The sequence below is a fragment of the Pseudomonas sp. URMO17WK12:I7 genome, from assembly GCF_003269045.1.
Lineage (GTDB): Bacteria > Pseudomonadota > Gammaproteobacteria > Pseudomonadales > Pseudomonadaceae > Aquipseudomonas > Aquipseudomonas putida_J.
Genome location: NZ_QLTL01000029.1, coordinates 1 through 14,277, shown reverse-complemented (window position 1 = coordinate 14,277; position 14,277 = coordinate 1). Strand labels below are relative to the sequence as shown.

Annotated in this window: 15 protein-coding genes and 1 tRNA gene; 5 read left to right on the top strand and 11 right to left on the bottom strand. The window is 60.9% G+C overall.

Annotated elements, in window-relative coordinates; genetic code table 11:
• Nucleotides 1-43: 43 nt before the first annotated feature.
• The 8 genes from ruvB to H040_RS26335 all read right to left on the bottom strand — a co-directional run bounded on the left by ruvB (nucleotide 44) and on the right by H040_RS26335 (nucleotide 6,469).
• On the bottom strand, nucleotides 44-1,090 hold the full coding sequence (gene ruvB, locus H040_RS26370) for a Holliday junction branch migration DNA helicase RuvB (RefSeq protein ID WP_027919955.1): 1,047 nt from the start codon (nucleotides 1,088-1,090) through the stop codon (nucleotides 44-46).
• Nucleotides 1,087-1,704, bottom strand: coding sequence for a Holliday junction branch migration protein RuvA (gene ruvA, locus H040_RS26365; RefSeq protein WP_027919956.1), 618 nt, complete (start codon nucleotides 1,702-1,704; stop codon nucleotides 1,087-1,089). The genes ruvB and ruvA overlap by 4 nt, the downstream gene beginning before the upstream one ends.
• A 109-nt stretch (nucleotides 1,705-1,813) precedes the next feature.
• Nucleotides 1,814-2,338, bottom strand: a complete 525-nt coding sequence (gene ruvC / locus H040_RS26360; RefSeq protein WP_027919957.1) for a crossover junction endodeoxyribonuclease RuvC — start codon at nucleotides 2,336-2,338, stop codon at nucleotides 1,814-1,816.
• Nucleotides 2,339-2,478: 140 nt separating this feature from the next.
• Nucleotides 2,479-3,225: a YebC/PmpR family DNA-binding transcriptional regulator gene (locus tag H040_RS26355; protein WP_027919958.1), complete on the bottom strand. Its 747-nt coding sequence runs from the start codon at nucleotides 3,223-3,225 to the stop codon at nucleotides 2,479-2,481.
• A gap of 109 nt (nucleotides 3,226-3,334) precedes the next feature.
• Nucleotides 3,335-5,110 carry an aspartate--tRNA ligase gene (gene aspS / locus H040_RS26350; protein ID WP_027919959.1) on the bottom strand — a complete coding sequence of 592 codons (1,776 nt, stop codon included), beginning with the start codon at nucleotides 5,108-5,110 and terminating at the stop codon, nucleotides 3,335-3,337.
• A gap of 94 nt (nucleotides 5,111-5,204) precedes the next feature.
• Nucleotides 5,205-5,426: an FmdB family zinc ribbon protein gene (locus H040_RS26345; RefSeq protein WP_027919960.1), complete on the bottom strand. Its 222-nt coding sequence runs from the start codon at nucleotides 5,424-5,426 to the stop codon at nucleotides 5,205-5,207.
• Between the two features lie 92 nt (nucleotides 5,427-5,518).
• The gene (locus tag H040_RS26340; RefSeq protein WP_033696464.1) at nucleotides 5,519-5,845 is read right to left on the bottom strand and encodes a ribbon-helix-helix domain-containing protein; all 327 of its coding nucleotides are present in this window, start codon (nucleotides 5,843-5,845) and stop codon (nucleotides 5,519-5,521) included.
• Nucleotides 5,846-5,995: 150 nt separating this feature from the next.
• A complete protein-coding gene (locus tag H040_RS26335; RefSeq protein ID WP_027919962.1) occupies nucleotides 5,996-6,469 on the bottom strand; it encodes a Dps family protein in 474 nt (157 codons plus the stop codon).
• Between the two features lie 277 nt (nucleotides 6,470-6,746).
• On the opposite strand from H040_RS26335, the gene H040_RS27940 reads away from it, so the two are divergent.
• Nucleotides 6,747-7,340 (top strand): cold-shock protein, encoded by a 594-nt coding sequence (locus H040_RS27940; protein WP_027919963.1) that lies wholly within the window; start codon nucleotides 6,747-6,749, stop codon nucleotides 7,338-7,340.
• 38 nt (nucleotides 7,341-7,378) lie between these two features.
• On the opposite strand, the gene H040_RS26325 is transcribed toward H040_RS27940, so the two are convergent.
• Entirely contained in the window at nucleotides 7,379-7,585 is a 207-nt protein-coding gene (locus H040_RS26325; RefSeq protein ID WP_027919964.1) for a SlyX family protein, read from the bottom strand.
• Between the two features lies 1 nt (nucleotide 7,586).
• Nucleotides 7,587-8,006: an HIT family protein gene (locus tag H040_RS26320; protein WP_027919965.1), complete on the bottom strand. Its 420-nt coding sequence runs from the start codon at nucleotides 8,004-8,006 to the stop codon at nucleotides 7,587-7,589.
• Between the two features lie 739 nt (nucleotides 8,007-8,745).
• On the opposite strand from H040_RS26320, the gene H040_RS26315 reads away from it, so the two are divergent.
• The 3 genes from H040_RS26315 (at nucleotide 8,746) to H040_RS26305 (ending at nucleotide 12,879) form a co-directional block, all read left to right on the top strand.
• Nucleotides 8,746-10,029 carry an OprD family porin gene (locus tag H040_RS26315; protein ID WP_027919966.1) on the top strand — a complete coding sequence of 428 codons (1,284 nt, stop codon included), beginning with the start codon at nucleotides 8,746-8,748 and terminating at the stop codon, nucleotides 10,027-10,029.
• Nucleotides 10,030-10,189: 160 nt separating this feature from the next.
• Entirely contained in the window at nucleotides 10,190-11,905 is a 1,716-nt protein-coding gene (locus H040_RS26310; RefSeq protein ID WP_027919967.1) for a proline--tRNA ligase, read from the top strand.
• Between the two features lie 20 nt (nucleotides 11,906-11,925).
• Entirely contained in the window at nucleotides 11,926-12,879 is a 954-nt protein-coding gene (locus tag H040_RS26305; protein ID WP_027919968.1) for a hypothetical protein, read from the top strand.
• A gap of 30 nt (nucleotides 12,880-12,909) precedes the next feature.
• Here the strand turns inward: H040_RS26305 and dinB are convergent, their stop codons facing one another.
• On the bottom strand, nucleotides 12,910-13,968 hold the full coding sequence (dinB, locus tag H040_RS26300) for a DNA polymerase IV (RefSeq protein WP_177326720.1): 1,059 nt from the start codon (nucleotides 13,966-13,968) through the stop codon (nucleotides 12,910-12,912).
• Between the two features lie 208 nt (nucleotides 13,969-14,176).
• Here dinB and H040_RS26295 point away from each other — a divergent pair.
• Nucleotides 14,177-14,253, top strand: a tRNA-Met gene (locus H040_RS26295).
• Nucleotides 14,254-14,277: the final 24 nt, after the last annotated feature.

The following is a 14,277-nucleotide window of genomic DNA, read 5'->3' as shown; positions in this document are numbered from 1 at the left end:
GGGCATGCCAGCGGTAGGACCACGAAAAGCCGGCTTTGATCTGTCATTCATCGCCTGGCTCGGAAAATTCACCCGCGCCGCCCAGGCTGCCAGGCACGTTCAGGCCAAAGTGCAGATAGGCGTGCCGGGTAACCACACGGCCACGCGGCGTGCGCATGATGTAACCCTGCTGGATCAGGTAGGGCTCAAGCACATCCTCGATGGTGTGCCGCTCCTCGCTGATGGCCGCAGCCAGGTTGTCCACCCCCACCGGGCCACCGTCGAACTTCTCGATCATGGTCAGCAGCAGGCGACGGTCGGAATGGTCGAAGCCGCGCTCATCGACGTCCAGCAGATTCAGCGCCATGTCGGCCACGGCCTTGGTAATCTGGCCCTTGCCGCGCACTTCGGCGTAGTCGCGCACCCGCCGCAGCAGGCGGTTGGCGATACGTGGCGTGCCGCGGGCGCGACGGGCGATCTCGTAGGCGCCGTGGTCCTCGATGGCCAGGCCAAGGATGTTGGCCGAACGACTGACGATGGTTGCCAGGTCCTTGTCGCTGTAGAACTCCAGGCGCTGGACGATACCGAAGCGGTCACGCAACGGGTTGGTGAGCATGCCGGCGCGAGTAGTGGCGCCAACCAGTGTGAACGGCGGCAAGTCGAGCTTGATCGAACGGGCCGCGGGGCCTTCGCCGATCATGATGTCGAGCTGAAAGTCCTCCATCGCCGGATACAGCACTTCCTCGACCACCGGGGACAGGCGGTGAATTTCATCGATGAACAGTACATCGTGCGGCTCGAGATTGGTCAGCATCGCTGCCAGGTCGCCCGGCCGTTCGAGGATCGGCCCCGAGGTGCTTTTTACCGACACGCCCATTTCGTGGGCGATGATATTGGCCAGGGTGGTCTTGCCCAGCCCGGGCGGGCCGAAAATCAGCGTGTGGTCGAGCGACTCGCCACGCCCCCGCGCCGCCTGGATGAACAACGCCATCTGCTCGCGTACCACCGGCTGGCCGATGTATTCGTCCAGGCGCAACGGGCGGATCGCACGGTCCTGGACTTCTTCACGGTCGCGGCCACTGGCGGCGATCAGGCGGTCGGCTTCGATCACTTGGTAATCATCCCTTTAAGGCTGCGACGAATGAGCTCTTCACTGCTCAGGCCGGCCTTGTCCTTGATTGCGGCAATGGCCTTGCTCGCTTCCTGCGGCTTGTAGCCCAGGGACACCAGAGCACTGACTGCGTCGGCCTCGGCGGAGGACTCGCTGGCCACCGGCAGCGGGCCATCGGAGACCAGGGTGAACATGGCTGGGGAGGTTTCCCAGGCCTTGAAGCGGTCCTTGAGCTCGACCAGCAGGCGCTCGGCGGTTTTCTTGCCGACCCCGGGCACGCGCACCAGAACCGAAGCGTCCTGGGCCTGCACGCAGCGCACCAGCTCGTCCACTTCCAGGCCGGACATCAGCGCCAGCGCCAGCTTCGGACCCACGCCATTAAGGCGGATCAGCTCGCGAAACAGTTCGCGCTCGCGCTTCTCGGCAAAGCCGTAGAGCAAGTGAGCGTCTTCGCGCACCACCAGGTGGGTGTGCACGGTAACCGGCTCGCCGACCTTGGGCAGGCGATACAGGGTCGTCATCGGCACTTCCAGCTCATAGCCCACGCCGTTGACGTCGATAATCAGGTGTGGCGGCTGTTTTTCCGCCAGGGTGCCGCGCAAACGTCCAATCACGTTCCGATCCTTCCTCTCGGGGAGCCGGTCGAAGACCGCTCAACCCTATCAGCAAATGCGCCAGGTGAACGTTTCACCCGAACAAAATATGTATCAGCTCATGAAGCGCTTACAGACGCAAGCGCCCGCCGCGTCGGCGCGCCGTGGCCAGGCCGTGGGGCACCAGGCTGGAGCGGGTATGGGCATGGCACATGGCGATGGCCAGGGCGTCGGAGGCGTCGATCTGTGGCTTCTGGGTCAACTTGAGCAAATGCATGACCATCAGCATCACCTGCTCCTTGTTCGCCCCACCGCTACCGGCGACTGCCTGCTTGACCTGACTGGCACTGTACTCTGCGATTTCCAGGCCGGCTTCTGCTGCGGCAACGATGGCTGCGCCGCGAGCCTGGCCGAGTTTGAGCGCAGAGTCGGCGTTGCGCGCCATGAACACCCGCTCGATGCCCATGGTCACTGGACCGTGCTGGGCGATGATTTCACTGACACCGCGAAAGACGATCTGCAACCGCTCGGGCAACTCACCGCTGCCGGTGCGGATACAGCCCGACGCCACGTACTCGCAACCACGGGCGGTCTGGCGAACCACACCGTAGCCGGTGATGCGCGAGCCGGGGTCGATACCAAGAATCAGAGTCATAGCGCCTGCGAGTTCAAAATGTACCGGCCTACTCACGGGCAAGCCCGCTCTCACAGAAATCGCACCGCATTTGAACCGGGTGCAATACCTGTGAGAGCGGGCTTGCCCGCGAAAAAGCCCTGTAAGCCAAGCGCAAAATCTTAGCCGAGTTTTTCCATGATCTCGTCGGAGATCTGTGCATTGGAGTAGACGTTCTGCACGTCGTCCAGGTCTTCGAGCATATCGATCAGCTTGAGCACCTTCTCGGCGCCCTCCTGATCCAGCTCGGCACTGGTGGTCGGCTGCATGACGATCTCTGCATCGGCGGCCTTGAAGCCCGCCTCTTCCAGCGCGTTACGCACGGCGTAGAAACTGTTGAACGAGGTGAACACCTCGAATGAGCCATCGTCGTTGGCCACCACGTCGTCGGCATCGGCCTCCATCGCGGCTTCCATCAAGGCATCTTCGTCGATGCCCGGGGCGAAGCTGATCTGCCCCTTGCGCTCGAACAGATAGGCCACCGAGCCGTCGGTGCCAAGGTTGCCGCCACACTTGGTAAAGGCATGGCGCACGGCGGCAGCGGTGCGGTTACGGTTGTCGGTCATGGCCTCGACCATGATCGCCACGCCACCCGGGCCGTAACCTTCGTAGCTGAGCTCTTCGACGTTGTCGCTTTCGTTGGTGCCAGCACCACGGGCCACGGCGCGATCGATGATGTCGCGGCTCATGTTGGCGCCCAGGGCCTTGTCCAGCGCCAAACGCAGGCGCGGGTTGGAGCCTGGGTCGGCACCACCTTGCTTGGCGGCAACGGTCAGCTCGCGGATCCACTTGGTGAAGATCTTGCCTCTCTTGGCATCCTGGCGCTCTTTGCGGTGCTTGATGTTCGCCCACTTGGAATGACCAGCCATAACGACTCCGAATCCTTGAAACAGAAACAGGTTCCGCCCCGAAGGGCGGAACGTGGAAATACTGCGCCGAAGCGCCGGGGCGCACCCGCCGGGATGCGCCCGGGGCCGATTACTCGACCTTGGTCTGCTCGCGCAGACGAATGTGCAGCTCGCGCAGGGCCTTGGCGTCGACCATACCAGGGGCCTGGGTCATGACGCACGCTGCGCTCTGGGTTTTCGGGAAGGCGATCACTTCACGGATCGATTGGGCGCCGGTCATCAGCATGACCAGGCGGTCCAGGCCGAAGGCCAGGCCACCGTGAGGCGGCGCACCGAACTTCAGCGCGTCGAGCAGGAAGCCGAACTTCTCTTCCTGTTCCTCTGCCTCGATGCCCAGCAGGCGGAATACCGCTTGCTGCATTTCCTTGCGGTGGATACGGATCGAACCGCCACCCAGCTCGGTACCGTTCAGGACCATGTCGTAGGCACGGGACAGCGCGGTGGCCGGGTTGGCCTCGAGCTCTTCCGGAGTGCACTTCGGCGCGGTGAACGGGTGGTGCAGCGCGGTGAAGCTGCCGTCTTCGTTCTCTTCGAACATCGGGAAGTCGACAACCCACATCGGCGCCCACTCGCAGGTCAGCAGCTCGAAATCGTGGCCCAGGCGGATACGCAGCGCGCCCAGGGCTTCGCTGACGACCTTGAACTTGTCGGCACCGAAGAACACGATGTCACCATCGACAGCGCCAACGCGATCGAGGATGTTGTTGAGGTTGGCTTCAGGGATGTTCTTGACGATCGGCGACTGCAGGCCCTCGACGCCTTTGGCGCGCTCGTTGACCTTGATGTAGGCCAGGCCCTTGGCACCGTAGATGCCGACGAACTTGGTGTACTCGTCGATCTTGCTGCGCGGCATGCTGGCACCGCCTGGCAGGCGCAGGGCGGTGACGCGGCACTTCGGATCGTTGGCCGGGCCGGCAAAGACCTTGAAGTCTACGTCTTTCAGCTGGTCGGCAACGTCGACCAGTTCGAGCGGGATACGCAGGTCAGGCTTGTCGGAACCGTAGCGGCGCATGGCCTCTTCGAAGGTCATGTGCGGGAATTCGCCGAATTCCAGGTCCAGCACTTCCTTGAACAGCTTGCGGATCATGCTCTCGGTGAGGCCCATGATCTCGGCTTCGTCGAGGAAGCTGGTCTCGATGTCGATCTGGGTGAATTCCGGCTGGCGGTCAGCACGCAGGTCTTCGTCACGGAAGCACTTGGCGATCTGGTAGTAGCGGTCGAAACCGGCAACCATCAGCAGCTGCTTGAACAGCTGAGGCGACTGCGGCAGGGCAAAGAAGCTGCCCGCGTGGGTACGGCTCGGCACCAGGTAGTCACGCGCGCCTTCAGGGGTGGCACGGGTGAGGATCGGAGTTTCGACGTCGAGGAAGCCGTTTTCATCGAGGAAGCGACGGATGCTGCTGGTGATGCGCGAACGCAGGCGCAGCTTGTCGGCCATTTCCGGGCGACGCAGGTCGATGAAGCGGTAACGCAGGCGGGTCTCCTCGCCGACATCGGAGTATTCGTTCAGCGGGAACGGTGGGGTTTCCGCTTCGTTGAGCACGTTCAGCTGATAGCCGAGGATCTCGATGGCACCGGACGCCATGTTGGCGTTAACCGCGCCGTCCGGGCGCTTGCGCACCTTGCCGGTGATCTGCACGACATACTCGCTGCGCACGCGGTCGGCGGCGGCGAAGGTTTCGGCGCGATCCGGGTCGAACACGACCTGGGCCATGCCTTCGCGGTCACGGATGTCGAGGAAGATCACCCCGCCGTGGTCGCGGCGACGATGGACCCAGCCGCAAAGGGTGACTTCCTGGCCGTCCAGGCTCTCGTTCAGTTGGCCGCAATAATGGCTGCGCATCATGATGGTGGTTTCGCTTCTCGTGATTCGTGTATTCGTTGGAGGCCTTGGCCGCCCGGAGGGCTAATACTGCAAGACCCGGCTACTGCAATTCAACTCAGTCGGCCTTGTCGCCGCCTGCCAGGTTCTTTTTCGCCCCGGTCTTGAAGTCGGTTTCGTACCAGCCATTGCCACTCAGGCGAAAACCGGGGACCGACAGCAGTTTCTTCAATGCCGGCGCCTGACAGGCCGGGCAGTCGGTCAGCGGCGCGGCGCTGATCTTCTGCAGCGCCTCCATCCGGTGATCGCAGGAAGCACATTGATAGTCATAAAGGGGCATGAACGTCTCTCGTCAACCACAACGCTGGCTGCCGGGGCAGCAAAAAGCGGGATTATATATGGTTAACCGACACTGCGCAGCCCGCCGGGCGATCAGCGTGCACTCGGCGGATCGAGCAGCCAGGCGACACAGATCACCCGGATCAGCCCGCTGAAGTTGCGCACCCCACCCTGACGCAGGTGCACTTCGCGGTCGACATAAGACAGCACGGCACTGATCGAGCACTGGTTCGCTGCGGCAATCTTCTCGAGGATACCCCAATACACTGCCTCCAGGCGTAGACAGGTGGAAAAACCATTCAACCGCACCGAGCGCGACACGGGCTGAGTCTGCAACATGTCGAAATCGGCCTTGAACGGGTCGACGCACTGCTTGCCGGGCCAACGCCCCGTTCCTATCGCACACTTGGTCGCTTGCATCGCGCCACTTCCTCAGCTCAATCAACTGGGGCCCAATGAAGCGCTGAGCGAAGCGTTCGAAGCAGCGGCAAAACCTTCCCGCAGAAACGAAAAGGCCCGACTGAAATGGATTCAGCCGGGCCCTCGCACAAGTCCTACACGATTAACCGATCATTTACCGTCAAGCAGAACCCGCAGCATCCAGGCGGTCTTTTCATGCACCTGCATGCGCTGGGTCAGCAGATCAGCGGTCGGCTCATCGCTGACTTTGTCCACTACAGGGAAAATGCTGCGGGCAGTACGCACCACTGCTTCCTGCCCCTGGACCAGCTGGCGGATCATTTCGTCTGCATGCGGCACGCCCTCCTCCTCCTTGATCGAGGAGTGTCGCGCATAAAAAGCATAAGAGCCTGGTGCCGGGAAGCCCAGCGCGCGAATCCGTTCGGCGATCGAGTCGACCGCCAGCGCCAGTTCGTTGTACTGCTCTTCGAACATCAGGTGCAGGGTACGGAACGACGGACCGGTGACGTTCCAGTGAAAGTTATGGGTTTTCAGATACAGCACGTAGGTATCCGACAACAGGCGGGAAAGCCCTTCGACGATGGACTTGCGATCTTCTTCACTGATACCGATATCGATTGCCATGAAATTCCCCTTTCCATAAGGCTTGATGATCAAGCGGCCCGACACACTGTATCAATACTTCGTGCAACGCGCCCATGACACAGGGCAAGCCATCGGTACCTGCCGCCTGCGGTTTGAGATGCCCCCGCCTTTGCTGTTAAATAGGCAGGGTGCCACCCGTGCGGACTGTCATTGCCGGGTGCATAGGCTGGCCCACCACGTGTTCGCGCTTTATACCTCATGCGCACCGTGCCGCCAGCTCTTCCTGTGATCGGCCTTATCAACTGTGAGCCAACCCATGTTCAAGATCGTCCATCTGGTGACGGGCGTTGCGGCTTTGCTGCTATCGCTCATGCCCAGCCTAAAACCCGACGCAACACCCTTCCTGCAGCAATCCGACGCGGTCTACCTGGCCCTGCTCGGCCTGCTCAACCTCCTGCTGGCCCCGGTCGTGCCGCTGTATTACCGCGGTGCGCGGCAACAGCTGCAATACCTGGCCTGTGCCCTGCTGGTGGTGGCCGTGGTCCTGCAGACCTTGACCCTGCTGGCACGCCCGGAAATGGGCAACCTGGCGGCGCTGGTCTGCGCCGCACTGGCCGTCGTCCTGCACCTGGTGGCGGGCTTCGCCCGTAGCAGCAAGAAAGCGCGCGCCAGCCAAGGCGCACCGCTGGAGGCCGGCAAGCGGGATACCGGCACGGTGAAGTGGTTCAACACCTCCAAGGGCTTCGGTTTCATTTCCCGCGATTCGGGTGACGACATCTTTGTCCACTTCCGGGCCATCCGCGGCGAGGGCCACCGCATTCTGGTCGAAGGCCAGCGCGTGGAGTTTTCGGTCATGCATCGCGACAAAGGCCTGCAGGCCGAAGACGTGGTCGCGGTCAACCGCCGCTGACCCTGCACAGCCCTGGGGCAACCCCAGGGCTGCCACCCTCAGTAGTGCGGCGGCGGCGCCTCTTCCCCTTCACTGCCGTATTGCCCGACCATTTCTTCATGACGCTTGATCAGCTCGGCCATTTGTAGCTGCAAGCGCTCGATGACCCGCCCCTGCTCGACCACCACATCATTCAGCGCCTGGATCGTGTCGTCCTGGAACGCCTGACGGGTTTCCAGTTCAATAATGCGCGACTCCAGCGACATGTCAGACCTCCTGGTAATCGAGAGCAAGGAGTGCACGCAGGCGCTGACGCATGGCATCCACCTGCTCGGGTGTGTACCCGACTGCCGGCACCCTCCCCCAGACCGGCGCTGGCCAGGCTGCATCGCCGTGGCGGCGAACGATCACGTGCATGTGCAGTTGGCTGACCACGTTACCCAGCGTGGCAACGTTCATCTTGTCAGCTGCAAACTCATGCTTGAGCGTTTCGGCCAGGTAGGTGGTTTCTTTCCACAGCTGCGCCTGATCTTCCTGACTCAGGTCGAACAACTCACTCACGCCTGCGCGCCTGGGCACCAGGATGAACCATGGGTAGTTGGCATCCTTGCTGAGCAACAGACGGCACAGTGGGAAGTCGCCAAGGACCATAGAGTCCTGCTGTAAACGCGAATCCATATCAAACACAATCAATCTCCAGCAATAAAACTATTGGCCAAGGATACCCTGCTTCGCCCCAGCCGACATGCGCCAGGCACAGGGCTGCACGCTTTAAGTTCATGAATCACCACGACTTGCACAACGCCGGTAACACAGCGCTACTTTTCGCACCAAAATGAGGCCACAAAAGTGTGCAGCAATACGCTTCTACCCACATCAATGACTGAGGATCAACAGTTGCCGGTAACACATTGACTTTTATGGCAGCTTTTTCTTTTAGCGTGCACATTCAATCTGGCACACCATCAGACAACTCACAGCCCGTGTTTTCGGCACTTTTCGACCCTCGCCAGCAGGGTTTGTGAAAATTTCATGAACCGTTGTTAATTTTGAGCACGCTTGTTGCATTCTCTTCACGCCAAGTCGGCACGACACCTGCATAGACCAGGCGACGCGACAAATAACAACAGCGAGATTGGATACACCAGGGAGTTTCCCTAGCCGGAATCTGTACTTACAGAATCGTTACGGTAATGGAACAGCGCTGGCGTTGTACGGCCCGATTAACCGGGGCGTGATTTGCGACATGGAAATACCTAAAAGCGACATGACTATAAAGTTCCCGAAAGGAAGATTTTTGACATATCGCCAACAACAGTCAGCGTGCTATACATTTCCGCCGACATAACAAGAAAGAGCTGCCCCATATAACTAAAAGACTTGGGCGCAGCGGTACTCTTCCTAAAAACCAAAGGAGCAAATCACGATGCGCGTGATGAAGTGGAGCATGATCGCCCTGGCCGTTGCGGCAGGGACCTCTCAGATGGCAGTGGCTTCGTCCCAGGACGATTCCAAGGGTTTCCTCGAAGACAGCAAGCTGAACGTCAAGACTCGCATGCTGTACTTCAGCCGTGACTTCCGTAACAACGAGCGCGACCCTGTTACCGGCTTTCGTCAGAGCCGCGCTGAAGAAACCGGCCTCGGTTTCCTCGGCACTTATGAATCCGGCTTCACCCAAGGCACCGTGGGCTTCGGCGTCGACGCCATCGGCATGCTCGGCCTGAAACTGGACAGCGGCAAAGGCCGCGCCGGTACTGGCCTGTTCCCTAAAGGCTCCGACGATCGCTCGCAAGATGACTACTCCAAGGGCGGCGGCGCGGTCAAACTGCGCATTTCCGATACCGTGCTGAAAGTGGGCGACCAGTTCACTGCCCTGCCTGTATTCGCTACCGACGACAGCCGCCTGCTCCCTGAGATGACCCAAGGCGCCCTGATCACCAGCAACGAAATCAAGGGGCTGACCCTGAACGCGGGTCACTTCACCTCGCTGGACGCCCAGGCCGAGACCAACCACGACAGCCTGCACCTGAAACAGGCCGACGTTGTCGGTGGCACCTACGCCTTCACCGATAACCTGTCCACCAGCCTGTACTACTCGAAGGTCGAAGACTACTGGCGCAAGTACTACGCCAACGTGAACTGGGCGGTACCGCTTTCCGACAAGCAAGGCCTGGTGTTCGACTTCAACATCTATGACACCAAGAGTGAAGGCTCGGCCGATTACAAGGCATTCGATGGCGACAAACTGGACAACCGCGCGTTCAGCCTGTCCGGTGCGTACAACATCGGCGCTCACACCTTTACCCTGGCCTATCAGAAAGTCACCGGCGACGGCGACTATGGCTACGGTGTCGATGGTGGCGGTACCATCTTCCTGGCCAACTCCGTTGCCCGTTCCGACTTCAACGCCGAAGACGAGAAATCCTGGCAGGCTCGCTACGACCTGAACTTCGCAGAATTCGGTATCCCGGGCCTGACCTTCATGACCCGCTATGTACGCGGTACCGGCGCCAATGTCGCGGGCACCGACAATGGCAAGGAATGGGAACGCGACGTGGACATCAAGTACGTGCTGCAGGAAGGCCCTGCCAAGGACCTGAGCTTCCGCGTCCGTCAGGCCACCTACCGCTCCGCCGATGGCGTCTACTACGGCTCCCCATCGCTGGACGAACTGCGCCTGATCGTCGAGTACCCGCTGAGCATCCTGTAAGCCTGGCTTATAGTGCCCCGCACCTGAAAAAGCCCGGCACACTCGCCGGGCTTTTTCTTGGCTGACAACTGCCACGCCCTGGGGCATTCTGTACGCCTTCGTTTCGCCCCCGTACAATGCGGGGCTATTTCAACGTCTTAGGCAATCGACACGGCTAACCATGCGCACCAGTCAATATTTGCTCGCCACCCAGAAAGAAACCCCTGCCGACGCAGTGGTCATCAGCCATCAGCTCATGCTGCGTGCCGGCATGATCCGCAAACTGGCCTCTGGCCTGTACACCTGGCTGCCGATGGGCCTGCGGGTGATGCGCAAGGTCGAGAACGTTGTGCGCGAGGAAATGAACGCCGCCGGCGCCCTGGAAGTGCTGATGCCAAGCATCCAGCCTGCCGAGCTGTGGCAGGAATCCGGCCGCTGGGAACAATACGGTCCCGAGCTGCTGCGCCTGAAAGACCGCCACCAGCGCGACTTCTGCGTCGGCCCGACCCACGAAGAAGTGATCACCGATCTGGCCCGCAACGAGCTGTCCAGCTATAAGCAGCTGCCACTCAACATGTACCAGATCCAGACCAAATTCCGTGACGAGATTCGCCCACGCTTCGGCCTGATGCGCGGCCGCGAATTCATCATGAAGGACGCCTACTCCTTCCATGCCGACCAGGCTTCCCTGCAGGAAACCTACGACCGCATGCACCAGGCGTACACCAACGTCTTCACCCGCCTGGGCCTGGACTTCCGCCCTGTGCAGGCCGACACCGGCTCCATCGGTGGCAGCTACTCCCACGAATTCCACGTCCTCGCCGAGTCGGGCGAAGACGACGTGATCTTCAGCGACAGCTCCGATTACGCCGCCAACATCGAGAAGGCCGAAGCCGTCCCGCGTGAAACCGTGCGCCCTGCTCCTACCGAGGAACTGCGCCTGGTCGACACCCCGCAAGCCAAGACCATCGCCCAGCTGGTGGAAAACCACGGCCTGGCGATCGAAAAGACCGTCAAGACCCTGATCGTGCGCGGCTCCGAAGAGGGCAAGCTGGTCGCCCTGATCGTCCGCGGCGACCACGAGCTCAACGAAATCAAGGCCGCCAAGCTGGAACAGGTTGCCGACCCGCTGGTCATGGCCACCGATGCCGAACTGCGCGAGGCCATTGGTGCCGGCGCCGGCTCGCTCGGCCCGCTGAACCTGCCGCTGGAAATCGTGATTGACCGCTCGGTCGCCCTGATGAGCGACTTCGGCATCGGCGCCAACATCGACGACAAGCACTACTTTGGCGTGAACTGGGAGCGTGACCTGCCGGTTCCACAGGTTGCCGACCTGCGCAATGTCGTCGAAGGCGACCCAAGCCCGGACGGCAAGGGCACCTTGGTGATCAAGCGCGGCATCGAAGTTGGCCACATCTTCCAGCTCGGCACCAAGTACAGCGAAGCACTCAAATGCCAGGTACTGGGCGAGAACGGCAAGCCGGTAACCCTGTCCATGGGCTGCTACGGCATTGGCGTGTCCCGCGTGGTCGCCGCCGCCATCGAGCAGAGCTACGATGACAAAGGCATCATCTGGAACGACGCCCTGGCACCGTTCCAGATTGCCCTGGTACCACTGCGTTACGAAACCGACGTGGTCCGCGAGGCAACCGACAAGCTGTACGCCGAACTGACCGCAGCCGGCTACGAGGTGCTGCTGGACGACCGCGACAAAAAGACCAGCCCCGGCATCAAGTTCGCCGACATGGAGCTGATCGGCATTCCACACCGCATCGTCGTCAGCGACCGCGGCCTGGCCGACGGCAACCTGGAGTACAAGCACCGCACCGAGCAGGACGCCCAACCGCTGCCGCTCAATGAAGTGCTGTCCTTCCTGCAGGCCCGCGTTCGCCGCTGATAATCAATGCACGAGTAATCATGTCCAAGCGAAGTACCTTTACCCTGGGGGGCGCCGCACTGTGCGGCACCCTGCTCGTCAGCGGTTGCGCCAACCAGATGTCCCAGCGCAGCGACCATGAGGAGCGCGTCGAGCGCAAGCTGCTCGAGCACACCCTGCAGATCGATGTCGGCGAGCCGAAGGTGATGGAGCTTCCGCAACGGCGTGTGCGCATCCATGAACAGAAGCGTTTCGAGGTGACCGATTACGAGGTCACCCGTCGCTACGACCGCTACACCCCGTACCAGCCTTGGCGGGAGATCTACGAGATCCCGCTGGGTGCGGTAGCTGTGGTGGCCGGGATAGGGGCCAACGTGGTCAACGTGTTCGCCCTCGGCAACCTGCCGCAGAGCATGACCCACGACTGGCTCAGCTATGGCGTGGATGGCCTCAATCCGTTCATGAACACGCCGTCCAACGGGCGCGCTCAGCAGAACCTGGCGGGCATCAGCGAAGTTCAGAAGGACAAGCGCGAAGAGTTCACCAGCGTGCCCTGGAGCGAGCGCCTCGTCGAAGTCAAGGCTGGCAAGATGACCCACGAGCTGACCACCGACAGGAACGGCGTGTTGCGCCTGAACCTGCTGGACAGCCCGTTCTCGGAACAGCACCTGAATCACGTCGGCACCCTGCACATGCAAGTGGTCGACGAGGACAACGGCGTGCGCGGCGATGCCAGCCTGTTGGTCAGCGCAAACTTGCGCAACAAGCTGCGTGAAGCCCATGAGCTGATCTTCGATGACCTCGAGGATGACGATGTCGGCCAATGGGTACACCGGGTCAAGCGCTTGTCCGAGCTGGGCCTGGAAGAGGAAGCCAGCGAGATGGAGCAGAGCCTGATCGAGCTGACACGCAACGATCCGGAACTGCAGCAGGAATTCCTGACGGCACTGACCAAGGCCACTGGCCGGTTGGTCGCTGACCCAGGCGTGCAGTAACTATATAGAAGGGCTGCTTTGCAGCCCCTTTCATTTGGCTGGGAACAACTCCAGCTGCTCATGCGCCCCGCGCAGGTCCCGCAACCTTACCCCCACCCCCAACAAGCGCACCGGTTTGCCACCACGAGCGAACGCCTGACGCAGCAACTGGCGGTAGCTTTCCAGGTCCCTGCCCGCCCCCGCCTGCTCCATGGTCGTCTGGCTGAAGTCATGGAACTTGACCTTGACGAACGGCTTGTCCGGGCGGTAACTGCTGTCTATTCGGGCAATTCGCTCATTAAGGCTGTCGAGCAGCTCAGGTAAACGTTCGAGGCAACTGGCCAGATCCGGCAGGTCGTTGTCGTATGTATTTTCGACGCTGACCGACTGCCTGCGGCTATCGTTGTGAACGGCACGCTCATCAATGCCACGCGCCAACCCCCACAGTCGCTCGCCAAAACTGCCGAATTCGCGCGCCAATGCCAGCCGCGACCACTCTCGCAAGTCAAGACAGGTATCGATACCCAGGCGGTTCAACTTGTCGGCGGTCACCTTGCCCACACCATGCAGCTTGGCCACCGGCAAGGCAGCCACGAAGGTCTCTACCTGGTCCGGGGTAATCACGAATATGCCATTGGGTTTGCGCCAGTCGCTGGCGATCTTGGCCAAAAACTTGTTTGGCGCCACCCCTGCGGACACGGTGATATGCAAGGCACGGGCGACCCGACGGCGAATGTCTTCAGCAATTCGTGTAGCGCTTCCCGCATACCACTGGCTGTCACTGACATCCAGATACGCTTCATCCAGTGACAACGGCTCGATCAAGTCGGTGTAGTCACGAAAAATGGCATGAATCTCGCGCGAAGCTTCCTGATAGGCTTCGAAGCGCGGCTTGACGATTTCAAGGTCGGGGCAAAGCTTGAGGGCATGCCGGGACGACATGGCTGAACGCACGCCGTAGGCACGCGCCTCATAATTGCAGGTGGCGATTACCCCGCGACGGTCAGGAGAGCCACCCACTGCCATGGGGCGACCGGCCAGGCGCGGGTCGTCACGCATTTCGATAGCGGCGTAAAAGCAATCGCAGTCGATATGGATGATCTTGCGCAAGGGCATTGATGACGGCCACCACTGTAAATTCATACAGATATTAGCGCATGCTGCTGGCACTGAGACAGCCTGCTTCGATAATCGGCTTGAAAGCCGCACCACGCCTGACCCGCAGCCGGACGTTAACGCTAAGAGATTGAACGAAAAAGGGTTTTTCACGATATCGCTTGACATGGGCAAGAAAACCCGTAGAATTCGATCTCACAGGCGCGGGATGGAGCAGCCTGGTAGCTCGTCGGGCTCATAACCCGAAGGTCGTCGGTTCAAATCCGGCTCCCGCAACCAGATTCGAGAAAAGGCCACTGTTAA